Consider the following 22,616-nt stretch of genomic DNA (forward strand, 5'->3'; position numbering starts at 1 on the left):
GCCCTCGGAGGCCAGCCACCGGTCACCCGACTGACCAACCTCCCTGGACATCACAACTAGGCGGTTCGCGGAACGCAGAGCTCGGTCGGCTCGTCGCGGCCCCGGACCACTTCGGAGCCCGTGGACTCCCATCGGCGCGCCTCGGCGGGATCGGAGGCGGAGACGGCGGCGCCGGAGGCCAGGACCAGCCCGTCGCGGTCCTTGGCCAGGTCGCACAGTCGCGAGGCCTCGTTGACCGCGTCGCCGATCACGGTGTACTCGAATCGGTCGTCGGAGCCCACGTAGCCGGCCACCACATCGCCGTAGGAAGCACCGATGCCGGCCCGGCAGCCCGGCACCCGCTCGGGGAGCCGCTCGGCGAGCGTGCGGGCGCACGCCACCGTCGCCGTGGCCGGGTCCGCCATCGATCTGGGCGCGCCGAACACCACGAGCGCGGCATCGCCGAGGAAGCTGTCGACGATGCCGTCGTACTCCTCCACGGTCTCCACCACCACGGTGAAGAACCGGTTGAGCACGTCGACCACCGCGGCGGCCTCGGACCGGGTCGCCATCTCGGTGGATCCGATGAGGTCCACGAACACCACCCCGACGCGCGAGTCGCGCCCGCCCAGCTCGGGGTCGTGCAGTTCGGCGGCCTCGGCCACCTCCCGCCCCACGTGGCGGCCGAACAGGTCGCGCAGCCGCTCTCGCTCCTGCAGCCCGGCGGCCATCTGGTTGAAGCCGCGCTGCAGTTCGCCGAGCTCGGTGCCGTCGTACACCACGACGCGCCGCGACAGGCGCCCCGCGGTGACGTCCTCCATCGCCCAGCGCACGCTGCGCAGCGGGCCGAGCATCGAGCCCGTCGACAGGGAGACCAGCAGGAATCCGGCCAGGAGGGAGGTGGCGGACAGGACGATGACGACGACGACGAGGCGTTCCAACGTGAGTGCCCGACCGGCCAGTGTGTAGATCGCCACGATGATCAGACCTGCGATCGGCACGCCGCTGCCCAGGGCCCACGCCACCCGGACCCGCGTCATGGCCCCGAGGAAGCGGGCGCGCGGCGCCGTTCCCGTGGACAACGCGACCGCGGCGACCGGGCGCAGGCCGAAGTCGGTGAACAGGAACGCCGCACCGCACACGACCATCCCGGAGAAGACGATGGTGAAGCCCACCACCGGGATCGCCGCCGGGTCGATCACGCCGAAGGCCGTGGTGATGAGCGCGGCGCCGAGGATCCACAGGAAGCCCTGGATGAGCGTCACCCGTCCGGGGAGGCGGAGTGTCCGGGCCCGCTCGCGGTCGGTGGGATCCCGGCCGTCGAGGAACCAGCGCACCCGGCGGAAGACCACAGCGCGCACCCACACCAGGCCGAGGATCGTGGCCAGCCCCACGTAGACGGGCACGATCACCGCGTTGGGCCACAGGAACCGCGAGGACAGCAGGTGGGGTCCGGGTAGCACGAACAGGATGAGCACCGCCGCGACCGCGATGCCGACCAGGTTGGAGCCCAGCAGCGTCAGGACCAGCAGGATCCGCACCCGGAGCGAGCGCAGACGGGCGGACTCGCGTTCGCGTCCGAGCAGCACCGAACCCAACTCCGGGCGGCGCAGCAGGGACAGGTCGAGGCGCATGATGACTCATCGTGCCACCGCGCGGCACGCGAGGCGACGGTCTCGCGATGCTCTCCGTCACACATGTGGGAAGCGGGGCCCCGCGACGAGTAGGGTGTGGGCAGTCGGTCCGCACCACGCTTGCCTCGGACCGAGCGGCTGGTCGACCTCCCGTGGTCGCGCACCGGGCGCATCCGCCGATAAGGCGGTGCGACATCCGCGAGCGCGCCGGGCAAGACGCCCCCATCTATGTACGGAGCTTTCTCCTTGTCACGTTCTTTCGCCGATCTCGGCGTTCCCTCCCCCCTGCTCGACGTCCTCGGCGGCGCCGGCATCGTCACCCCCACGCCCATCCAGGACGCCACGCTCCCCGACGCACTCGCCGGGCGGGACGTGCTGGGCCGCGGCCGCACAGGCTCCGGCAAGACCTACGCGTTCTGCATCCCGCTGGTGGCCCGCCTGGCCGCCTCCGGCGGCAAGCGCAAGAAGGGCGCCCCGCGCGGGCTGATCCTCGCGCCCACCCGCGAGCTGGCCCGCCAGATCGACGAGACGCTCGCCCCGCTGGCCGCCGCGATGGGCATGCGCACGACCGTGATCTTCGGCGGCGTCTCGCAGGGCCGTCAGGTCGATGCGCTCAACCGTGGCGTGGACATCGTCGTGGCCTGCCCCGGCCGTCTCGAGGATCTCATGGGGCAGAAGCACTGCAGCCTGGGCTCGACCGAGGTCACCGTCCTCGACGAGGCCGACCACATGGCCGACCTCGGCTTCCTGCCGGGCGTCACCCGCATCCTGTCGGCCACCCCGAAGGGCGCCCAGCGGCTGCTGTTCTCCGCAACCCTCGACGAGGGCGTGAGCAAGCTCGTCGACCGGTTCCTGGTGGACCCGGTCGACCATTCCGTCGACGACGGCTCCGCCACCCCCGGGCCGACCTCCCACTACGTGCTGCGCGTGACCTCCGACGACCGCGTCCGCGCCCTGGCCGATCTGGCCGGCGCGCACGAGCGGACCGTCATGTTCACCCGCACCAAGCACGGCGCCCGGCGGCTGGCCAAGCAGCTCACCGGCCGCGGCGTCGCGAGCGTGGACCTGCACGGCAACCTCTCGCAGAACGCCCGCGTGCGAAACCTCGACGCCTTCTCCTCCGGTGAGGCGACCGTGCTCGTGGCCACCGACATCGCCGCGCGCGGCATCCACGTCGACGACGTGGGGCTGGTCGTGCACTCCGACCCGCCGGCCGAGCACAAGGCGTACGTCCACCGCTCGGGCCGCACCGCCCGCGCCGGCGCCGTGGGCACCGTCGTGACCGTGGCGACCCAGGACCAGGTCGGCGAGGTGCGCGGCCTGCTGCGCGCTGCCGGCGTGACCGCCGGGGAGATCGTCCTGCCCGAGGGCGACGACGCCGGCGCCGCGCTCGCCGACGCTCCCGAGCCGCCCCCGCACGTCCCGGGTGGCGCCGGTGGCGGCGACAGCGCGGCCGAGCCGCCGTCCCGCCGGAACCAGGCACGTCGCGGCCGCGGCCAGAGCCGGCAGCAGCAGAACCGCCAGCGTCAGCAGGGCGGGGAGCGCGGCCAGGGCCGCGAGCAGAATTCAGACGGGTCGGGCGGTACGGGTGGCCCTCGTCGTCGTCCTCGTCGCCCCCAGAACGGCGGCGGCCAGGGCTCGGGCCGTCAGGGTTCGGGCCGGCAGGGCTCGAGCCGGCAGGGCTCGGGCGCGCAGCAGTCCGTCGGCCAGGCCTCGGGCCAGGGCCGGGGCGGCGCCGGCGGCGGTTCAGGCAGCGGACGTCGTCGCTCCACCCGCGCGGCGGGCTGAGCAGAGAACGATTCGCCCCTCAGATCTCGATCCACTCCCGGATGCCCGGGTGCCGGTCGAAGTCTGAGGGGCGAATTTCGTTTATACGGCGGCTATCTGTGCGGTGGCCGACCGTCAGCCGAAGATCGTGATGGACTGGCGGCTGATCGCGGCGAGCTCGCCGCCGGGCAGCCACAGCATGGCGTGCGTGTGCGCGTAGCCGTCGCGCGCCGAGTCGGTCGTGGCGCGGTAGGCGAAATCGGTGGTGCCGGGGACGGACTGCGGGCCGATCTCGGCGATCAGCTCGAGAGTCCAGGTGAGGCTGCTGCCGGGCGCGAAGCCGTCGAGCATCTGCAGGGGCGCGGGCGGCCAGGCGTCGGCCAGTAGCACCAGATGCTCCTCGGCGAGGTGCTGCGGCTTCTCGCGCAGTCCGGTCCAGCCGGAGATCTCGTGGCTGTCCGAGCCGCTGAACGGCATCTGGCCGCCGACCTGGCGTAGCTCGACGAACTGGTAGAACTCGGGCGTGAGCTTCTCGATGTAGGGGAACGCCTCGATCGACGAGGGCTCGGGCAGCGCCGGTGCCCCGTGCGTCGGCGCGACCGACAGCGCCGACTCGCGGTGCTTGCCGAACGCCGCCAGCGCGGTGGCCACCACCTCACCGGACTGACGCAGCGTGGCCTGGCACTGGGTCACGTTCGAGCCGACGCGCAGGACCTCCGCCTCCAACTCGACCGGTCCGGGCGTGGCGGGGCCGACGAAGGACACGGTGATCGACCGCAGCGGCGGCACGGTGTCGGGCTTGCCGGTGGTGGCGGACAGCTCGGCGATCCGGCCCTTCATCGCCGCCAGCAGCAGCGCTCCGGTGAGACCTCCGAAGATGGCCCGGCCCTGGGTCCAGCCGGACTCGACCTCGATCGTCCCGCCGTCAGCGGCGGCCTCCAACATGCTCGTCAGCGACATGCGGCCCAGTCTGCCAGTGCCGACTCAGCGCGCCGCCCGGGCCCGTCGTTTACGCAGACCGGTGAGCGCCGTGGCCAGGCCCGGCATGGGTGGGCCCAGCGCGAACATCTTCTCGCTGCGGGTCTCCGGGGCGTCGTCGGAGGTGCGGCGCAGGTAGCGGTCCGGCAGGGACAGTCGCGCGATGGTCCGCCACGCCTGCAGGTACTGCTTCCACAGCGGGCCGGTCACGTACGGCAGGTCGTAGCGCTCGCACAGGTCACGGACCTTGAGCGAGATCTCCGAGTACCGGTTGGACGGCAGGTCGGGGAACATGTGGTGCTCGATCTGGAACGACAGGTTGCCCGACATGAGGTTCATGACCGGGCCGCCGTCGAGGTTGGCGCTGCCGAGCATCTGACGCAGGTACCACTCCGCCCGGGTCTCGGTCTCTACATCCGTCAAGGTGAACTTCTCGGCACCGTCCGGGAAGTGCCCGCAGAAGATCACCGCGTTGGTCCAGATGTTGCGGATGATGTTGGCGGTGACCGCCGCGGTGAGGGCCTGGCGGCCGCCCGGCCCGGCGAGAACGGGGAAGAGGATGTAGTCCTTGAGGATCTGCTTGCCGGCCTTGACGATGAAGCGGCGGGCGCGGCGCCGCTCCTCCGGGGCTTCGGTCGAGCCCGGCAACGCGGCGCTCAGACTCACCGCCTGGAGCCCGATGCCCCATTCGAAACCCGCCATGAGAAGGGTGTTGACCAGCACGTTTGCTGAGTATCTCGGCTTCCACGGCACGTCGCGGGTGACGCGGAGGACGCCGTATCCCACGTCGTCGTCCATCCCGATGATGTTGGTGAACTTGTGGTGCAGGTGGTTGTGGGTGTGCTTCCAGTCGGCCGCGCTGCCGACGAGGTCCCATTCCCAGGTGGTCGAGTGGATCTCGGGGTCGTTCATCCAATCCCACTGGCCGTGCATGATGTTGTGGCCGAGTTCCATGTTCTCGAGGATCTTGGCCACCGCGAGCACGCCGGTGCCGAGCGCCCACACGGTCCGATTCCGGGCCCCGAAGTACAGCAGCGCGCGCGAGGAGATCTCCAGCCCGCGCTGCAACCGGATGATGCTGTGGACGTACCGGTAGTCGCGATCCCCGCGGGATTCCAGGACCTCGGCGCGGATCGCGTCGAGCTCCCGTCCCAACTCCTCGATCTGTGCCTGATCGAGGTGGGCGTACTCACCTACTTCGGAGATCGCCATGACCTCAGCCTATGCCTCCCCGGAGTCCACGGCTACTGCTACGGACCCCGGGTGGGGCCATTCGTGACGACCCTCACGCGGGAGAACCACTTCAGTCACTCCAGGCCCGCCGCAACACCTCGAGCGAGCCGTGGGCACGCTCGGGCGACGAGCCGATCGGGGCGATCATCAACTCGTCGGCGCCCGCGCGGCGCGCGAACTCGGTGAGGTAATCGCGCACCGTCGCGCCGTCGCCGCACGCGGTGTAGCTGATCATGTGGAGGATCTGGCGGCCGCCGGCCGACTCCATGACCATGTCGAGTTCCTCGTCGGTGAAGTTGCGACCCCGCCCGGCCATGAGCTTGACCCGCTGGCGGCGGTACCAGTGCAGCTCCTGCTCGGCCCGCGCGGCGTCGTCGTCGGCCACGACATTGACCGCGGCGATCATGTACGGCTCCGACAGCTGCTCGCTGGGCTGGAACCGCTCGCGGTAGACCGCGGAGGCCTGCTCCAGGGCGTCCGGCGCGAAGTGCGAGGCGAAGGCGTACGGCAGCCCGTACGCGGCGGCGAGCTGGGCGCCGAACAGCGAGGACCCGAGGATGTAGAGGGGCACCTTGGTGCCGCGGCCGGGCACGGCCACGATCCCGCGCGTGCGGGCCATGTCGCTGGGCGAATCGCCGAGGAAGGCCTGCAGTTCGCGCACGTCGTCGGGGAAGGTCTCGGCGGCGGACGGCTCCCGGCGCAGCGCGCGCAGGGTCTGCGGATCGGTGCCGGGCGCGCGACCCAGGCCCAGGTCGATGCGACCCGGATGGAGCTCGGCGAGGGTGCCGAACTGCTCGGCGATCACGATCGGCGAGTGGTTGGGCAGCATCACGCCGCCGGAGCCCAGCCGGATGGTCGAGGTCCGCGCGGCGATGTGCGCCATGAGCACCGCCGGAGCGGAGGAGGCGATGGACGGCATGTTGTGGTGCTCGGAGTACCAGACCCGCTCGTAGCCGAGCTCCTCCGCCTTCTGCGCCAGCGCGACCGAGTCCTGCAGCCCCTCCCCGACGGTCTGGCCGGGGCGGACGGACGCGAAGTCGATGACGGACAGGGGCAGGGCGCGGAAGTCAGAGGCGGGCATACCCCGTGCAACCCGCCCCCTCGGCCGGCTATTCCGGGGAGCGGTGGTGCCGCACGGCACACTGGGGGCATGCCTGATGCAACCGAGCAGAGCCCCGCCGATCCCGCCGCCACGGTCGCCCGTCTGGTGACGCTGCTGCGGGAGTCGAGTCCGCTGGTGCACTGCCTGACCAACTCGGTGGTCCGCGAGATCACGGCCGACGTGCTGCTCGCGGCGGGTGCGGCTCCGGCCATGGTCGACCACCCGGCCGAGGCCGGCGACTTCGCGTCGATCGCCTCGGGCGTGCTCGTCAACGTCGGCAACCCGACGAGCGAGCAGATCGAGGGCATGAACGCGGCCATCGCGTCGGCGCGCGAGCACTCCACGCCGTGGGTGCTGGACCCGGTCGCGGTGGGTGGCCTGACGCTGCGCACGGACCTGGCCACCGGCTGGCTCGACCACTCCCCTGCGGCGATCCGGGCCAACGCCTCGGAGATCGTGGCGCTGGCCGGGGCGGGCGCGGGCGGCCGCGGCGTGGATTCCACCGCCACCGTCTCCAGCGCGCTGCTGCCGGCGCTGGAGTTGTCCGCCCGCACGGGTGGCACGGTCGCGATCTCGGGCGACAGGGACCTCGTCATCACCCAGACCGACGGGCCCACCCGGGCGACCTGGATCGACTCTGGCCATCCGCTGCTGCAGAAGGTCATCGGCACCGGCTGCGCGCTGGGTGCGTTGACGGCCGGCTATCTCGCGGTCGCGCGCTCGACGGACATCTCCGATCACTCCGCCGTGGTGGCCGCCCACGCCCACATCGGCGCCGCGGGGGCGGCCGCGGGCACCGTGGCGATGGGGCCGGGCTCGTTCGCGATGGCGTGGCTGGATGCGTTGTACTCGTTGGAGCCGGAGCAGATCGCCGAGCTCGCGGTGCTGACGATCGCCGATACCGAGTGAGCTCGCCGGCCGCGCGGCGCCGCATCGCCGAGGCGACCGACTGGCGCCTGTACCTGGTCACCGATCCGCATCTGGGCGGCGGGCGGGACGCGGTGCCGGGAATCGTGGCCGAGGCGGTGCGCGGCGGGGTGGGCGTGGTCCAGGTGCGAGATAAGGAGTGTGACGACGACGAGTTCGCCGCACACGCCGCCGCCATCGCCGCGGCGGCGGATCGCGCCGCGTCCGAGGTGGGTCGCCGCGTGCCGGTGTTCGTCAACGATCGGCTCGAGGTCGCGCGCGAGCTGGGCCTGCACCTGCACATCGGTCAGCGGGACGAGCTGTTGGCGCGGGCCCGGGCGGCGCTGCCGGGCGAACTGATGCTGGGACTGTCGATCGAATCGGACGTGCAGTTGGTCGAGGCGCTCGCCGATCCGGCCGTGGCCCCGGACGTGATCGGGGTGAGCCCGGTGTGGTCCACCGCCACCAAGACCGACACCGCCCCTGCGCTGGGGGTGCAGGGCGCGGACCGGATCGCGCGGGTGGCCGCCGACGCCGCGGTGCGGTCGGTGGGCATCGGCGGGGTGGGGCCGACCAACGTCGCCGATCTCGCGACCACCGCGCTGGACGGGGTGTGCGTGGTCTCGGCCATCATGGCCGCCCCGGACCCGCGCGCGGCCGCCGCGGATCTGCTCTCCCGCTGGGAGACCGGCCGCTGAACCCGCTGACCTGCGGTGCCCTGAACGCGACGAGCAGGGCACCGCAGGTCAGGGCCCTGCCCGTCAGGCGGCCGTAGGTCACGTGGCCGTGGCCTTCCTTGTTTCCTTTCGGATTCGAGCGAGTCCCGACCCGGCCCAGCGTATTTTCGAGGCCATGAGCCGTAAGCCACTCGAGATCACCCTGGTCGAGTTCCCCAGCGCGTCCATGTCCGCCACCTCCGATTTCCTGGAGACGGTGTGCGGGTGGACGCCCACCGTGTACGGGCAGTCGTACAGCAACCTGGTCGGCGGCGGAATCGACGTGGGCGTGCAGGGGGATGCTGACGAGCAGTCCCCGGCGCCGCTCATGGTGATCCGGGTGAACGACTTGGACGAGGCCCGCGAGCAGGTCGAAGCCGCGGGAGGCACGATCACCTTCGGTCCCTTCGATTTTCCCGGCGGCCGGCGGTTCCACTTCCGCGAGCCCGGCGGGAACGAGATGGCGATGTGGGTGGCGGTGACGCGGCCCGATCCGCCCACCGAGTAGGGCCCGCTCACCGCTGTTCACGTTCGACCGGCAACCACAGTTCACACGTGGCCGTGCTGAAGTCGTCGGCATGCTCGAGCACGGAGAGGATCGACGGCCCGGGCCGCAGTCGCCACGGGTTGGACGGGAACCACTCCGTGGCGGTGGCCGCCCACATCCGCTGCAGCGCGGCGGGGTGCTCGCCTGAGGAGCGGAATACCGCCCAGGTGCCCTCGGGCACGTCGATGGAGTCGAGGTCGGTGGGGATCGGGGTGTCGACGACGACGGCGACGCCGTGCAGATACGTGAGTTCGGTTCCTTCTGTGTAGTCGGGATCCACGTCGGCACTGACCTGCAAGATGCCGCCGGGTTCGGTGTCGGCGAGTTCTTTGAGTCGGGCGTGTTCTGCAGGCGGGATCGACTCGACGTGTGCGCGGATGCGCGGGTTCACACCCTCGTGGATGAGTGGCACGCGGGTGGCGTGGCCGATCAGGCGGAGGGCGTGGTGGTCGATGACGCGGGCGTCCATGGGGATGCTCCCTTCAACGGTCAGGCGGAACCTGAGTACGGGTTGACTGCGAAGGGGGCCGCCGCCCCGGCGGACCGCACTGTGGCTGACGTCGTGGACGGCGCGGAATGCCCGGCCGAACGCCTCGGTCGAGCCGTAGCCGTAGCGGACCGCGATAGTGAGCAGATCCTCGTTGCCCATCACGTCCGCCGCGGCGACGGTCATCCGGCGTCGGCGGAGGTATTCGGAGACGGGCATCCCCGCGAGGGACGAGAACATGCGGCGCAGGTGATAGTCGGTGGTCCCGGACGCGGTCGCGATCGCCTTCACGTCGAGTTCGCCGGCCAGGTTCTCCTCGATCTCGTCGACGAGGCGATTGAGGATCTCGATCACGTGTGACTCCCTTCGTCATCGACTCTGCTCGGGACCTGTCCGGTGCGCCCGACTTCTCCGGACCGGTTCAGTCGGCCGGACGGAACCCCTCCGGCAGATTCACCCGGGTGAGCTTGTCCGGGTTGGAGTGGAACCAGACCCTCGCCACCCGGTCGGCGTTCGCCCCGATCTGGGTGATCCGCAGGACGCCACGCGAGACCAGGACCAGCGCCATCTCCCCGTTGATGTCGATGGGCGCGATCATGCCGTCGGCGAGCTCGGCGGCCTTGACCAGGAAGTACGCGGTCTTGCGGGCGCCCACGATGTCACGGCGGGCGGCGTTGACCTTGCCGTCACTGTCCGAGACCACCCGCACGTCGGCGGTCAGGGCGGCGACGGTGGCGTCGAGATCTCCGGCCATGACCGCCTCGACCAGTTGGCCGACGAGTTCCTCCGAGGCCCGATCGGGCGGGCGCAGGTCGGTGTCGAGGCGGTGCCGGGCCCGGCTCACCCACTGACGGACCGTCGGCACGGCGGCCTCGAGGATCTCCGCGATCTCGGAGTAGGGCAACTCGTAGGCCTCCCGCAGGACGAACGCCGCCCGCTCGGTGGGCCCCAGCTGCTCGTAGGCCAGCAAGACGGCGATCCGCAGATCGTCCCGGCGCTCGGCTGCGTCCTCGGGCAGCAGCGCGGTGTCGACGGGCTCGGGCAGCCAGGCACCCGTGTAGGCCTCACGCCGGCGACGGCGCAGCCGGTCCAGGCACAGTCGCGTGGTGACGGTGGTCAGCCAGGCCTCGGGGTTGTCCGGGACCTCGCCGCCTGCCGATTCCACCGTGCCCAGCGCGACCAGCCGGGCCAACGCCTCGTCGGCGGCCTCCTCCGCGTCCGCCCAGGTGCCGGTGATGCGATAGCCGATCCCGAGCAGTCGGCCGCGCACGCGGTCGAGCTCCGCGCGGTCGCGCAGCGCGGTCAGCTCGGGCGCACGGGATCGATGTCGCGTTCCTCGACGCCCTTCAGCGAGCGCGGGTCCAGCCTCGTGGCCACGGCGATCCGATTCCATGCGTTGATGGTGACGATCTCCATGAGCAGCTGTCCAGCCCCGGATTCCCCGCGGTGCCGGACGACCTCGGCCCAGAGCACGTCCGGGACGGATTCCTCGCCGTCGATGTGGGTCACGGCGTCGGCGAACCGTGCCACCACCCGCTGGTCCTCGGGCAGTTCGTCGGCGCGGGAGCTCGCGAGTTCGGCCGCGAGGATCCGCGAGTCGTCCCAGCCGTCCTTGCGGGCGTCGCGGCGGTGCATGGCCGTGCAGTACCGGCAGCCGTTGACCGCCGACACGCGGAGCCTGATGAGGTGACTGTCCGCCCGGGAGACCCGGGCCCTCGTGTATGCCTCCATCGCCACCATGGGCGCCATCGCGCCCGCGCTGATCTTCTTGCGCTTCATCCCGCCGTGCGGGCTGCTCTCGTGTGTACTCATATCCCTTCGACGCACGGGCGCCCCGAAACGTGACAGTCGCGCACCGGGGCGAGGGCTGTGGGCGCGACTACGCTGGGAATCCACCGCCCCGACCGAGGAGCTCCAGTCATGACCGAGCCCAGCAGCCCCGACCCCACCGGCCCGGAGCCGGTCCCCGCGCGCGACCTTCTGCTCTCCGACGCCGAGCGCCTGCACGCGCTGACGGCGCTCGGTGACCACTACGCGGCGGGCCGCCTGGACGACTCGGAGTTCCACGCCCGGTCGGGCGACGTGGCCGCAGCCCGCACCCTGAGCCAGCTCCGCGGGTCCTTCCACGATCTGCCGGGCGGAATGCCGCTGACCTCGGTCGACGGCATGATCGTCCAGTCGGCCATCGCCGCCGACGGGGTGGGCGCGGGCGGAGTGGGGGCGTCGTCGTCGGGCGCTTCTTCCAGTCAGGTTCCGGCGCACCGGGACGTCGACGCGGAGCTGGCGGAGCTGCGCAAGCGCGGCAAGACCATTGAGGCGCTGGACGGCGTCGTGGTGGGCGTGACGCTGGTGGCGTTCCTCATCCTGCAGTTCGTGGTGGGCTGGAACTTCGCGTGGATCGTGTGGCCATCGCTGGCGCTGACGCTCGGCATCCCGCGGCTGATCCTGCGCTACAACGACGACGACGAAGCCACCTACGAGAAGCTCAAGAAGGCCGACCAGAAGGCGCGCGAGGACCGGCTACGCGCGGCGAACGACCGGATCCGCGAGCTGGGCGACGGGCGCGAGGGCCGCGACTGACACCGCGGGGCGGCGGGGCGCCTCAGGTGTCCTCGAGTGCGACGCCCTTGCGCTCCGGGAGGGTGAAGGCCGCCACGGCGGCGACGACGAAGGCCGCCGCGAACACCCCGAAGACCGTCACCGTGTCCCCCGCATCGAGCAGAAACGGCACGAGCAGTGGCGCGATGATGGAGGCGATCCGCCCGAACGCCGCGGCTGCGCCGGTGCCGGAGCCGCGGGTCGCGGTGGGGTAGAGCTCCGGGCCGATCGCGTACAGGGCGCCCCACGCGCCGAGGTTGAAGAACGACAGGGCCATGCCGGCGGCGATGATGGTGGCCGGGGTGTCGGCGAGTCCGAACAGACCGGCCGCCACGGCGGAGCCGGCAAGGAAGACCGCGAGCGTGATGCGGCGACCCCACACCTCGATGAGCCAGGCCGCGACCGCGTAGCCGGGCAGCTGGGCCAGCGTGATGATGAGCGTGTAGCCGAAGGATTTGACCAAGTCGAAGCCCTGGGCCACGAGCAGGCTGGGCAGCCAGATGAATGCGCCGTAGTAGGAGAAGTTGATCCCGAACCACACGATCCACAGCGCTCCGGTGCGACGGCGCAGGCGCGGGGACCAGATCGACTCGAGCGGCTCCTCGGCGACCGATCCCGATGCGCGTTCCCGGTCGGCCCCGGCGGCGGGCTCGAGACCGGCTGCCTCCTCGAACTCGCGGACCACGTCCTCGGCCTCGGCGTGACGGCCCTTCGACTCGAGGTAGCGCACCGACTCGGGCAGCCCGAACCGCACGACCAGCGCGTAGGCGGCGGGGACGAGGCCGATGGCCAGGGCCCAGCGCCAACCGGTGTCGCTGGCCGGCACCACGAAGTAGCCGATCACGGCGGCCATGATCCAGCCGACGGCCCAGAAGCCCTCGAGGATCACCACCACGCGGCCGCGGATCTTGCGGGGCGCGAACTCGCTGACCAGCGTGGACGCGACCGGCAGTTCGGCGCCCAGACCGAGCCCCACTATGAAGCGCAGCACGATGAGCATCGCGATCCCCGTCGACAGTGCCGCGGCGCCGGTGGCGATGCCGTAGACGAGCAGCGTGGCGGCGAAGACCTGGCGACGGCCGATCCTGTCGGCGAGCAGGCCGCCGAACGCGGCGCCCAGGGCCATGCCGACGAACCCGATGGAGCCGATCCACGACAGCTCGGTGGGCGTGAGCGACCAGTGGACGGCCAGCGCCGCCATGACGAAGGAGATGAGTCCGACGTCCATGGCGTCCAGGGCCCAGCCGAGGCCCGAGCCGAGCAGCAGCTTCCGATGCTTGCGGGTGAACGGCAGGCCGTCGAGCCGCTCCGTGCGAGTGGTCATGGTCGTGACGCTACTCCGCCTCTCGGACAGGTCGGTCGACCGTCCTGACCAGCCGAAGTCGCCGACAGATTCGTCCAGGCACCAGGCGCGACGATCGGCTTCACCGATGCGGGCGCGCGCCGCGGGCCGGTTCGATGTCCGACCCGTCTGCGATGCTGCGCCGCGTGGACCGGGTCGATGGGTTGAGAATGTTCCGGCGGTTGATTCCCCGCCGGTGGAAGCGCGTGGTCGGAATCGCCGTGCTCATTGGAATGGTGGCGCGTCCGGACCTCGCGGCGCAGGCGGCGTCGTGGGTCTGGGAAGAGCGCGCCCAGCGGATGGGCTCGATCATGACGGACACCTTCCGCCCGGAAGCCCCACCCGGCTTCTGAGCGGCACACTGGAGACGGCAGGGCCGGCGTCACGCTGGCCACCGGTAACCCGATAGGAGTCGCCATGTCCGCCACGCCCCTCGCCGACGATGTTCGAGAACTGCTCCTCAAGCCCAACCCGGCCGTGATGGCCACCGTCCGCAGGGACGGCTCGCCGGTCACCGTGCCCACCTGGTACCGGCTGGTGGGAGACCGGATTCTGCTCAACCTGGATAAGAGCCGCGTGCGGCTGCAGCACATCCAGCGGGACCCGCGGGTGGCGCTGTCGGTCATGGAGGCCGGCAACTGGACCACACACGTGAGCATCCAGGGCCGGGTGGTGGAGATCATCGACGACCCGAACCTGGAGGGGATCGACTCGCTCGCGCAGCACTACACCGGTCAGAACTACTTCAACCGGGAGGATCCGCGCGTGGACGTCCGGGTCGAGATCGACCGCGTGCACGTATGGGGCGATCTCGCCCGCTCCTGACCTCCGAGGGCGGTGTCAGGCCCGGTCGGCGACTCCGGAGTGCTCGGCGCAGTGCGCGCAGCAGTAGATGGTGCCGTCGACCTCCACACCGTGGCCCAGGATCCGGCAACTGCAATGCGAGCAGGTCGGCGCCATCGCGTGGGCCGCGCACTCGAAACTGTCGAACGTTCCGCATCTGTCGCCCTGGGTGAGGGTGAAGGCCTTGTCGTAGTCGTTTCCGCAGGTATCGCACTTAGCCATGTCCGCCTCCTCGGCTCGTAGGTTCGGCGCTTGGCGCCAACGTAGGTGCGGCCTGTGCCCCTCACAACCGGTCGGGGGGACGTGGGGCGATCCCGATCCGGGACGACGACGAGCAGCCCTACCCTGTGAGGGCGCTCACTCGCCTGGGAGCCACCACGTCGGTGCCGAGTCCGGCGCCCTGAGATCTCCGGAGCCCCGCATGTCCGATCGTTATCCCCTCGCCGAGCTCGACGACCTGCCCGAGGATCTGCGCGAGCGCATCCTCGCCGAGCAGGAGAAGGCCGGGTTCATCCCAGAGGTGTTCCTGATGTTCGGCCGCCGCCCGGCGGAGTCGCGGGCGTTTTTCGCCTACCACGACGCCCTGATGGAGCGTGAGGACTCGAACATGTCCAAGGCGGACAAGGAGATGATCGTCGTGACCATCTCCGGGCAGAACAACTGCCAGTTCTGCGTGGTCGCGCACGGCGCCATCCTGCGGATCGTCAAGAAGGACCCGTACATCTCAGACCAGTTGGCCGTGAGCTACCACAAGGCGGATCTGACGCCGCGTGAGCGCGCGATCTGCGACTTCGCCACCAAGGTCAATCTGCGCTCGGACGAGTTGTGCGATGCCGACTACGACGCGCTCTACGAGCACGGACTCGACTCGGAGGACGCCTGGGACATCGCCGCCATCACCGGCCTGTTCGGCCTCAGCAACCGGCTCGCCAACGCCTCGGAGATGCGTCCGAACCCGGAGTTCTATGTCATGGGCCGCATCCCGCGGCAGAAATGATCAAACGCTGACGGCCGGCGCGCGGCGCAATCACGCGCGCCGTCCGTCTGCGAATGTACTACCGAATGTGTTCGGCGTCAGCCGTTCTCGGTGACGACACCGCACGCGATGCGGCTGCCGCCGTCGCCGGCCATGTGCGTATCTTCGTCCGGCCCGTCGGGCGCGTAGCGCTCAGGGATGTTGGCCAGGTTGTCCGACTTCTCGTGGATCATCACGGCCGATCCGTCGTCGTCGAGAAGTTGGTCGCGGTCCAGTCGGTCGGTGAACGTGACGATCTCACCGGTTCCGTCGTCGGCCACGTAGAGGGGCGGCAGATCGCCGGCGTGATTCGGGTGGACGGCCTCGTCGTCGTCTCCCTTCAGGTGACCCCCTGCGGACAGGAACGCTCCGCGCTCGCCGGGGTCACTGGGGTTCTCGCTGTCGGGTTCACACACACCGGTGGTATGGATGTGCAGGCCGTGGAAACCGGGCGGCAGGTCCATCGCCTTGGCGGTGACCATGGTGCCGCCGTCCACCTCGGCGAACTCGACAGTGCCGCGCGACTCGCCCTCGGGAGTGACCAGGTCAGCGACGGCAAACCGCTCACCCTCGTCGGAGTCGGTGACCTCGGTGGAGGTGTCGCTCTGCGGCGTGACCTCGCCCTGGGCGGCCGGCGAATCCTCTCCGGTCCCGCAGGATGCTGCCAGAAGCGCGGCCGCGGAGAGTGCGACGAACGTAGAACTACGGCGAACTCGTCTGGTTGCGGTCGTGGTGCGTGGAGTCATCGAAGGGCCTCCTCGTCGGCGGTGTTTCAGCGCCCCCGCGGCGCCGGTGGCGGCCACGGTACCGACGCTCAGCAGCGGTGCAACCGTGAACCCAGCGGAGTGGACGGAACCTCACCTGCGAAGCCGATTGTGGAGCTACCACAAAGTAAGGAAGCCTTACCTCAAACTGCCGGCGAGTCGTACGTTCGCCCGACTGCCAGTCGGACCCGTGTCCCACTAAATGGTCGCGGCGCGACCCACTCTCCGAAGGAAATCTCTTGTGCCACGTGCTGTCTCACCTGCACAGGGTCTGTACACGCGTACACATCGCTCACGGAGTGATGTTCGTTACAGAAAGTTTTCCAAAGGCTTGCACTTGCGTGACCGGCGCTGCATACTCTTCTCAGCGCCAACTCAGAAAGAGCGAGGCGCATCCCCTCCCCTCGAGCCGCCTCGGCTCATTCCCTCGCAAGAAAGGGTTCATCATGAACCAGCTTTACTTCGCCATGGCCACCGTGCAGGCGTTCTTCTCCGATCGCCTGGACAACCGTAAGGACCGCGGCGCCACGGCTGTTGAGTACGGCCTGATGGTTGGCCTCATTGCAGTTGTAATCATTGCGGCCGTCTGGGCGCTCGGTGACAACCTCTCAACCCTCTTCGACGGGGTCGCCGACGACATCGAAGATCCGGCAGGTGCCGCAGCCCGCGGCTGACTTACAAGGGCCCCGGCCCGGCAAACGGTCGCCGGGCCGGGGCCACATTCCCGCGTCCCAAGTTCCCTTCCCCTCGAACCCCTCAGGCACCGCAATGCTCACGCCCTCACGTGAGCGCGGGGCCACGGCCGTCGAGTTCGCGATTCTCCTGCCGGTTTTGTTGTTGCTCGTCCTGGGCATCATGGAATTCGGCAGGGCGTTTCACGTGCAGACGACGCTATCCAATGCGGCGCGCGACGGCGTGCGCGTGATGGCATTGCAAGACAGTGCCACCGCCGCGCGCTCGACGGCCAAGGCCTCCGCTCATGGTCTCCCCCTCACCGACGCGATGATCAGCGTCACCCCCACCACCTGCTCCTCCAATGCAGCCGCCCCCGGCATGGCGTCGGTGACCATCAGTTATCCGTTCTCGCCGGTCTCGGGCTTCCTGCCCATCGACGACCTCACCCTCACCGGTAAGGGGACCATGCGATGCTTCGGTTGAATGACGATCGAGGCGCGGCCGCGGTCATCATCGCGATCCTCATGGTGCCCCTGCTCGGATTCGCCGCCATCTCCCTCGATGTTGCAGCGATGCACGCCGAGAAGCAGCAGCTCCAGACCGGCGCGGACGCCGCCGCACTGGCGATCGCCCAGGACTGTGCCCGGAAAGCCTGTGGCTCGCCCGGGGTGACGGCGCAAACTCTTGCCACGGCGAACAGCAACTCGGGCACAGCCGTTGCCACGCTGCCGACGGTTCCCACCGCGACAACCGGGCGCGTCACCGTGCAGAACTCCGCGGTACGGAAGCACTGGTTCGCGCCGGTCCTGGGCGTCGATGAATCTGAGATCAGCGTCCGCGCCAGCGCGAGCTGGGGCGCTCCCCTCGGTGGCACCGCGGCATTGCCGCTCATTCTCACGCTCTGCGAATTCAACCGATTCGCAGTCGAGGGATTCCCGACCGGGATCGAACAAACAATCATCACGACCCCCGCCGGAAACTGCCTGGACAAAGGCAACAAGAACACGCCTCCGCACTGGGTCCCGGGCGGCTTCGGATGGTTGGCCCCCACCGAGCACAAGAGCTGCTACACCAAGACGCAAGTAGGACAGAAGGCCACCAGCTCACCCGGCAACAACATGAACCAGTGCGACATCTCGGCGATCAGGGACCGGACCATCCTGCTGCCACTGTTCGACTCGAGCAACCCGCTCAATTCCGGCGGAAATGGTGCCAACGCCTGGTACCGGGTCTACGGCTATGCGGCGTTTCACGTCACCGGGTACTACTTCTCCGGACAGAGCTGGGACGGAAGCGGGAGCGCCCCGTGTCGCGGGAATGAGCGCTGCATCCGCGGCTACTTCACCACGATGGTCCATGCCGACCCCAACTTCGACTACGGCCCCGGCGCTCCCAACCTGGGCGCGGCAGCCGTGTTCCTACTACCCGATTAGCGAGCAATCCCATGAGTCGTCGCCTCATCGCAGGCCTGGCCGCCGGGCTGGTGGCCCTCCTCGGCGCCATCCTTCTCATCACGTACGTCAATGCGGCGGATGAGCGGGCGATGGCCAACCTGGATCCGGTCGAGGTGCTGGTCGCCTCGACGCCCATCGTTCAGGGCACCCCTGCCGAGGATCTGGCCACGCTGGTCGTGGTGGAGGAGATCCCGTCCGCCGCGGTCGGTCCGGCCCCGGTGCGGTCGCTGGCCGAGCTGGAAGGAATGGTCGCGGCCACCGACCTCCAGGCCGGCGAGCAGCTCCTCATAGGGCGGTTCGCGACCCCTCTAGAGATGCAAGCGTTCGGTGGAATCCCCGTTCCGCCGGGACTGCATCAGGTCACCGTCCCGTTGGACTCTCCTCGCGTGGTGGGTGGGACTGTAACTCCCGGAGACCGGGTCGGCGTGTTTATCTCGGTCGATGACCGGACGCATCTGACCCTGGACAAGATCCTGGTCACCCGCGTTCAGGGCGGCCTCAACCCGTCGGCTGCTGGCTCCCCGAGCCCAAAGGGAACTGACGACGATTCCAAGACGTCCGCGAGCGACGACCCCTCCGCCGCTCCCGTCCACGACGGGGGTGCCATGGTGACCCTCGCGGTCCCTGCCCGAGCCGCCGAGACCATCGTCTTCGGAGCTGAGCACGGAACCATTTGGCTCTCCATCGTCGATCCTGAAGCGCCCGCTGACGGAATCCGCATCGTCGACCCAGGGAACGTGTACGAATGAACCGCCTCCTCCTCATCTCCGACTCCCCGGACCTCGGCGGCCACGTCGCCGACGCGATCCAGTCGCAGATCGCGCTGATCAGCGGCCCCGAGGTCCCGGCCGGGCCCTCGCAGCTGTTCCAGCAGCTAGGCCCCGGCGCGCCCATCCCTCTGGTGGTCGTGATCGACACCGCCGGCCGCGAGGACGAGGCGCTCGGGCTCTCTGCCCGCCTGTCGGCGGAGTGCCCCGGGATGGCCGTGGTGTTGCTCAGCGAGCAGCCCGACGCCTTTGCCCTGTCCGCTCTGCGGGCCGGCGCCTGCGACGTGGTGCATCCCCACACCCCGCTCGAGGAGCTCGGCCGGGTACTCCACCGCGCAGCGCAGGTCGCCCAGTCCTCCGGTTCTGCTCAGCCGGTCCCCGGCGACCCCGCGATCAGCGGGAACGCCGACGCCCGCGGCCGGGTCATCAGCGTTCTGTCCCCCAAGGGCGGCGTGGGCAAGACGACCGTGGCCACCAACCTCGCCGTGGGTCTGGCCCGCTCGGCGCCCCTGTCGACGGTCCTGGTGGACCTGGACGTGCAGTTCGGCGACGTGGCCAGCGCCCTCAACATGCACCCCGACCACACCCTCCTCGACGTGACCCGTGGCCCCGCCGCGCGGGACTCGATGGTCCTCAAGACCTTCCTCACCCAGCACGAGACCGGCCTCTACGCGGTGTGCGGCCCAGCCAACCCCGCCGACGCCGATGCCATCACCCCCGCCGACGTCGCCCGCCTGCTCGAGACCTTGGCCGCCGAGTTCCGCTACATCGTGGTGGACACCGCCCCCGGCCTGGGCGAGCACGCCCTCGCCGCACTGGACCACACCAACGACCTCGTGATCATGACCAGCCTCGACGTGCCCGGCGTACGCGGACTCCGCAAGGAACTCGATATCCTCCGCGACCTCGGCCTGGGCTTCGACCGCCGCCACGTGGTGATCAACTTCGCCGACACCCACAGCGGACTCACCAAGTCAGACGTCGAGGCCACCATCAACGCCGGCGTCGACCTGGTCCTGCCCCGCAGCCGCCCCACCGCCGCCTCGGTCAACCAGGGCGTACCCATGCTGCAGAGCGACGTCCGCGACCCGATGACCAAGAAACTCCGCACACTCGTCGAGCGTTTCGCTCCGGCGCCCGCGCCCGCCGGCGCACCGGGCACGCCCGCCCCCCACAGCACCGTCGCACCGGGCGGCGCCACCACGAACACCGGCCGTACCCGCCGCTTCGCCCTCCCGGGCCTGAAGCCCGGCCGCGACCAGAACCAGAGCACCGAGGGCGGCCGCCACCGCTTCCTCCGTAAGAGAGTCGAACGATGAGCCTCACCGAGCGCCTGCGCGCCGCCCGCGCCGAACACCCCGGCGACGTCGTCGTCGATACCACCGCGCCGACCACCGCCGCGGCGCCGGACGTCGCGACCACCGTTCCCACCGCGGCGTCCGTGCCGACCACCGCGACGATGACCACGACGACGACGCCGTCGACCGCCGCCCCCACACCGGCACCCTCGCAGTCGCCGGACGGCACGGATCCCGCGGCCACCGACGCCCTGGCCACGCTCAAGGAGAACGCCGCCCACGCCCTGTTCGAGCGGATCGGCGCCCGCCTGAACAACCCCGCGCTCACCGAGGAGCAACTGCACACCATGGTGCGCAGCGAGCTCAACAAGGTGGTCGAGGAACAGACCGTGCCGCTGACCAGCGATCAGCGGAAGCGCCTCATGATCGACGTCCAGGCCGACGTGCTGGGCCACGGGCCGCTCGAGAAGCTGCTCGAGGACCCGGACGTCACCGAGATCATGGTCAACGGCCCCGACATGATCTACGTCGAGCGCGCCGGCCAGATCACCCGCAGCCGCGAACGCTTCACCTCGGAGGAGCACCTGCGGCAGGTCATCGAGCGGATCGTCTCCCGCATCGGCCGCCGCATCGACGAATCCTCCCCGCTCGTGGACGCGCGCCTGGCTGACGGCTCCCGCGTCAACGCCGTGATCCCGCCGCTCGCCGTCAACGGCTCCTCGCTGACCATCCGAAAGTTCTCGCGTGACCCGTTCCAGGTCCACGACCTCATCGGCTTCGGCACGCTGACGCCCGAAATGGCCGAACTGCTGCAGGCCTGTGTGCAGGCGCGGCTGAACATCATCGTCTCCGGCGGCACGGGTACCGGTAAGACCACGCTGCTCAACGTGCTGTCCTCGTTCATCCCCGAGGGCGAGCGGATCGTGACCATCGAGGACGCGGTCGAGCTGCAGCTGCAGCAGGACCACGTTGTGCGCCTCGAGTCCCGCCCGGCGAACATCGAGGGCAAGGGCGAGATCAGCATCCGCGACCTCGTCCGCAACTCCCTGCGTATGCGGCCCGACCGCATCGTGGTGGGCGAGGTCCGCGGCGGCGAGACCCTCGACATGCTCCAGGCCATGAACACCGGCCACGACGGCTCGCTGTCCACCGTGCACGCCAACTCCCCGCGCGACGCCATCGCCCGACTCGAGACTCTCGTGCTCATGGCCGGGATGGACCTGCCGCTGCGGGCCATCCGCGAGCAGATCGCCTCCGCCGTGGACGTGATCATCCAGCTCACCCGTCTGCGCGACGGCACCCGCCGCGTCACCGCCGTCACCGAGGTCCAGGGCATGGAGGGTCAGACCGTCACGCTGCAGGACGCCTTCCTGTTCGACTACTCCGCCGGTATCGGACCCGACGGCAGGTTCCTCGGAAAACCCCTGGCCACCGGTGTGCGGCCCCGCTTCACCGACCGGTTCAACGAGCTCGGCATCACCCTCTCGCCGCGCGTGTTCGGGGCCACCACCGACAACCCAGGAGGCATCCGGTGAACACCGCGCTGACCGCCGGCGGGATCGGCGTGCTCGCCCTGACCCTGGCGCTGCTGGTGGGCACCTATCTCGTGCTCTCCCCCGCGCCCGGCAACATCCCCCGCGACCGGCGCAGGCCCGGTGTCTCCGCCGGCCCGGGAGCCCTCTCCCGGGTCGCGACAGCAGCCACCGAGGCGATCGACAAGATCCTGAGCAAGCGTGGGGCCCCCGGAGCCGGCGCGCTCGAACAAGCGGGTGTCCGCATGCGGCTCCAGGACTTTGTCTTTCTCGTCGTCGTCGCCGCCCTCGTCGCCTTCGCGGCAGGCCTCGTCGCCTCGGGCCCGCTCTTCGGCATCTTCCTCGTGATCCTCACGCCGATCGGCGCGGTCGGGCTGCTCAAGATCCTCGCCGCGCGGCGGCGTGCCGCCTTCGCAGACCAGCTCGACGACTCGCTGCAACTCATGGCCTCCAGCCTGCGCGCCGGGCACAGCCTCCTTCAGGCGCTCGCCTCCGTCGCCCGAGAGGCCGAGGAGCCCACCTCCGAGGAGTTCGCGCGCATCATCAACGAGACCCGCGTCGGCCGCGACCTCGGCCCCGCGCTGGAGGAGACCGCAGACCGGATGGGCAGCCAGGACTTCGTGTGGGTCACCCAGGCCATCGCCATCAACCGCGAGGTCGGCGGCAACCTGGCCGAGGTGCTCGACGGCGTCGGCCAGACCATCCGCGAGCGCAACCAGATCCGGCGCCAGGTCAAGGCACTGGCCGCCGAGGGCAAGCTCTCCGCCTACGTGCTCATGGCGCTGCCGTTCGGCATCGGCGGGTTCCTGTTCATCTCCAACCCGTCGTACATCGGCACCCTCACCGAGAGCCCGCTCGGGTGGGGGATGATCGGCGCCGGTGTGGTGATGCTGATCGTCGGCGGCTTCTGGCTGTCCAAGGTGGTCAGCATCAAGTTCTAGCGGTGCCGGGCGCCCCCTCCGCCCCGCACCTCGACCGT

Annotated in this window: 25 protein-coding genes; 15 read left to right on the forward strand and 10 right to left on the reverse strand. The window is 70.1% G+C overall.

Annotated elements, in window-relative coordinates:
• Positions 1–56 precede the first annotated feature (56 nt).
• The gene (locus ACWGLC_RS00005; RefSeq protein WP_452097987.1) at positions 57–1,613 is read right to left on the reverse strand and encodes an adenylate/guanylate cyclase domain-containing protein; all 1,557 of its coding nucleotides are present in this window, start codon (positions 1,611–1,613) and stop codon (positions 57–59) included.
• Positions 1,614–1,841: 228 nt separating this feature from the next.
• Between ACWGLC_RS00005 and ACWGLC_RS00010 the strand changes: the two genes are divergently transcribed.
• On the forward strand, positions 1,842–3,401 hold the full coding sequence (locus ACWGLC_RS00010; RefSeq protein WP_452097988.1) for a DEAD/DEAH box helicase: 1,560 nt from the start codon (positions 1,842–1,844) through the stop codon (positions 3,399–3,401).
• A 114-nt stretch (positions 3,402–3,515) separates the two neighbouring features.
• Here ACWGLC_RS00010 and ACWGLC_RS00015 read toward each other — a convergent pair whose 3' ends face one another.
• The 3 genes from ACWGLC_RS00015 to ACWGLC_RS00025 form a co-directional block, all read right to left on the reverse strand.
• Positions 3,516–4,340, reverse strand: a complete 825-nt coding sequence (locus ACWGLC_RS00015) for an acyl-CoA thioesterase (protein WP_452097989.1) — start codon at positions 4,338–4,340, stop codon at positions 3,516–3,518.
• A gap of 24 nt (positions 4,341–4,364) precedes the next feature.
• On the reverse strand, positions 4,365–5,570 hold the full coding sequence (locus tag ACWGLC_RS00020; RefSeq protein WP_452097990.1) for a fatty acid desaturase family protein: 1,206 nt from the start codon (positions 5,568–5,570) through the stop codon (positions 4,365–4,367).
• Between the two features lie 91 nt (positions 5,571–5,661).
• Positions 5,662–6,672 (reverse strand): LLM class flavin-dependent oxidoreductase, encoded by a 1,011-nt coding sequence (locus tag ACWGLC_RS00025; protein WP_452097991.1) that lies wholly within the window; start codon positions 6,670–6,672, stop codon positions 5,662–5,664.
• A gap of 69 nt (positions 6,673–6,741) precedes the next feature.
• Here ACWGLC_RS00025 and thiM point away from each other — a divergent pair, with 69 nt between their 5' ends.
• From thiM to ACWGLC_RS00040, 3 genes are all read left to right on the forward strand, one after another.
• Entirely contained in the window at positions 6,742–7,602 is an 861-nt protein-coding gene (gene thiM / locus ACWGLC_RS00030; protein ID WP_452097992.1) for a hydroxyethylthiazole kinase, read from the forward strand.
• Entirely contained in the window at positions 7,599–8,297 is a 699-nt protein-coding gene (gene thiE / locus ACWGLC_RS00035) for a thiamine phosphate synthase (protein WP_452097993.1), read from the forward strand. The genes thiM and thiE overlap by 4 nt, the downstream gene beginning before the upstream one ends.
• Positions 8,298–8,451: 154 nt before the next feature.
• Positions 8,452–8,823 carry a VOC family protein gene (locus tag ACWGLC_RS00040; protein ID WP_452097994.1) on the forward strand — a complete coding sequence of 124 codons (372 nt, stop codon included), beginning with the start codon at positions 8,452–8,454 and terminating at the stop codon, positions 8,821–8,823.
• A 7-nt stretch (positions 8,824–8,830) separates the two neighbouring features.
• Here ACWGLC_RS00040 and ACWGLC_RS00045 read toward each other — a convergent pair whose 3' ends face one another.
• From ACWGLC_RS00045 to ACWGLC_RS00055, 3 genes are all read right to left on the reverse strand, one after another.
• Positions 8,831–9,703, reverse strand: a complete 873-nt coding sequence (locus ACWGLC_RS00045; protein ID WP_452097995.1) for an AraC family transcriptional regulator — start codon at positions 9,701–9,703, stop codon at positions 8,831–8,833.
• A gap of 67 nt (positions 9,704–9,770) precedes the next feature.
• Complete coding sequence (locus tag ACWGLC_RS00050; RefSeq protein ID WP_452097996.1) at positions 9,771–10,742, reverse strand: sigma-70 family RNA polymerase sigma factor; 972 nt, start codon at positions 10,740–10,742, stop codon at positions 9,771–9,773.
• On the reverse strand, positions 10,652–11,161 hold the full coding sequence (locus ACWGLC_RS00055; RefSeq protein WP_452097997.1) for a carboxymuconolactone decarboxylase family protein: 510 nt from the start codon (positions 11,159–11,161) through the stop codon (positions 10,652–10,654). The genes ACWGLC_RS00050 and ACWGLC_RS00055 overlap by 91 nt, the downstream gene beginning before the upstream one ends.
• Positions 11,162–11,269: 108 nt before the next feature.
• On the opposite strand from ACWGLC_RS00055, the gene ACWGLC_RS00060 reads away from it, so the two are divergent.
• Positions 11,270–11,929, forward strand: a complete 660-nt coding sequence (locus ACWGLC_RS00060; protein ID WP_452097998.1) for a DUF1707 SHOCT-like domain-containing protein — start codon at positions 11,270–11,272, stop codon at positions 11,927–11,929.
• Between the two features lie 22 nt (positions 11,930–11,951).
• Here ACWGLC_RS00060 and ACWGLC_RS00065 read toward each other — a convergent pair whose 3' ends face one another.
• Positions 11,952–13,271, reverse strand: coding sequence for an MFS transporter (locus ACWGLC_RS00065; protein ID WP_452097999.1), 1,320 nt, complete (start codon positions 13,269–13,271; stop codon positions 11,952–11,954).
• Between the two features lie 134 nt (positions 13,272–13,405).
• On the opposite strand from ACWGLC_RS00065, the gene ACWGLC_RS00070 reads away from it, so the two are divergent.
• Positions 13,406–13,642, forward strand: coding sequence for a hypothetical protein (locus ACWGLC_RS00070; RefSeq protein ID WP_452098000.1), 237 nt, complete (start codon positions 13,406–13,408; stop codon positions 13,640–13,642).
• Positions 13,643–13,706: 64 nt separating this feature from the next.
• Complete coding sequence (locus ACWGLC_RS00075) at positions 13,707–14,114, forward strand: PPOX class F420-dependent oxidoreductase (RefSeq protein WP_452098001.1); 408 nt, start codon at positions 13,707–13,709, stop codon at positions 14,112–14,114.
• 15 nt (positions 14,115–14,129) lie between these two features.
• Here ACWGLC_RS00075 and ACWGLC_RS00080 read toward each other — a convergent pair whose 3' ends face one another.
• Positions 14,130–14,354 (reverse strand): hypothetical protein, encoded by a 225-nt coding sequence (locus ACWGLC_RS00080; protein WP_452098002.1) that lies wholly within the window; start codon positions 14,352–14,354, stop codon positions 14,130–14,132.
• Positions 14,355–14,553: 199 nt separating this feature from the next.
• On the opposite strand from ACWGLC_RS00080, the gene ACWGLC_RS00085 reads away from it, so the two are divergent.
• Positions 14,554–15,129, forward strand: a complete 576-nt coding sequence (locus ACWGLC_RS00085) for a peroxidase-related enzyme (RefSeq protein WP_452098003.1) — start codon at positions 14,554–14,556, stop codon at positions 15,127–15,129.
• 77 nt (positions 15,130–15,206) lie between these two features.
• Here the strand turns inward: ACWGLC_RS00085 and ACWGLC_RS00090 are convergent, their stop codons facing one another.
• Positions 15,207–15,893, reverse strand: coding sequence for a superoxide dismutase family protein (locus ACWGLC_RS00090; protein ID WP_452098004.1), 687 nt, complete (start codon positions 15,891–15,893; stop codon positions 15,207–15,209).
• 464 nt (positions 15,894–16,357) lie between these two features.
• Here ACWGLC_RS00090 and ACWGLC_RS00095 point away from each other — a divergent pair, with 464 nt between their 5' ends.
• The 7 genes from ACWGLC_RS00095 to ACWGLC_RS00125 all read left to right on the forward strand — a co-directional run bounded on the left by ACWGLC_RS00095 (position 16,358) and on the right by ACWGLC_RS00125 (position 22,578).
• Positions 16,358–16,585: a Flp family type IVb pilin gene (locus tag ACWGLC_RS00095; RefSeq protein ID WP_452098005.1), complete on the forward strand. Its 228-nt coding sequence runs from the start codon at positions 16,358–16,360 to the stop codon at positions 16,583–16,585.
• A 94-nt stretch (positions 16,586–16,679) separates the two neighbouring features.
• The gene (locus ACWGLC_RS00100; protein ID WP_452098006.1) at positions 16,680–17,069 is read left to right on the forward strand and encodes a TadE/TadG family type IV pilus assembly protein; all 390 of its coding nucleotides are present in this window, start codon (positions 16,680–16,682) and stop codon (positions 17,067–17,069) included.
• Positions 17,057–18,019: a pilus assembly protein TadG-related protein gene (locus ACWGLC_RS00105; protein ID WP_452098007.1), complete on the forward strand. Its 963-nt coding sequence runs from the start codon at positions 17,057–17,059 to the stop codon at positions 18,017–18,019. The genes ACWGLC_RS00100 and ACWGLC_RS00105 overlap by 13 nt, the downstream gene beginning before the upstream one ends.
• A gap of 11 nt (positions 18,020–18,030) precedes the next feature.
• The gene (gene cpaB, locus ACWGLC_RS00110; protein WP_452098008.1) at positions 18,031–18,789 is read left to right on the forward strand and encodes a Flp pilus assembly protein CpaB; all 759 of its coding nucleotides are present in this window, start codon (positions 18,031–18,033) and stop codon (positions 18,787–18,789) included.
• A complete protein-coding gene (locus tag ACWGLC_RS00115; protein WP_452098009.1) occupies positions 18,786–20,126 on the forward strand; it encodes an AAA family ATPase in 1,341 nt (446 codons plus the stop codon). The genes cpaB and ACWGLC_RS00115 overlap by 4 nt, the downstream gene beginning before the upstream one ends.
• A complete protein-coding gene (locus tag ACWGLC_RS00120) occupies positions 20,123–21,640 on the forward strand; it encodes a CpaF family protein (RefSeq protein ID WP_452098010.1) in 1,518 nt (505 codons plus the stop codon). Before ACWGLC_RS00115 ends, ACWGLC_RS00120 begins: the two co-directional genes overlap by 4 nt.
• A complete protein-coding gene (locus ACWGLC_RS00125; RefSeq protein ID WP_452098011.1) occupies positions 21,637–22,578 on the forward strand; it encodes a type II secretion system F family protein in 942 nt (313 codons plus the stop codon). The genes ACWGLC_RS00120 and ACWGLC_RS00125 overlap by 4 nt, the downstream gene beginning before the upstream one ends.
• Positions 22,579–22,616: the final 38 nt, after the last annotated feature.

This window comes from Dietzia sp. NPDC055877 (assembly GCF_053615975.1).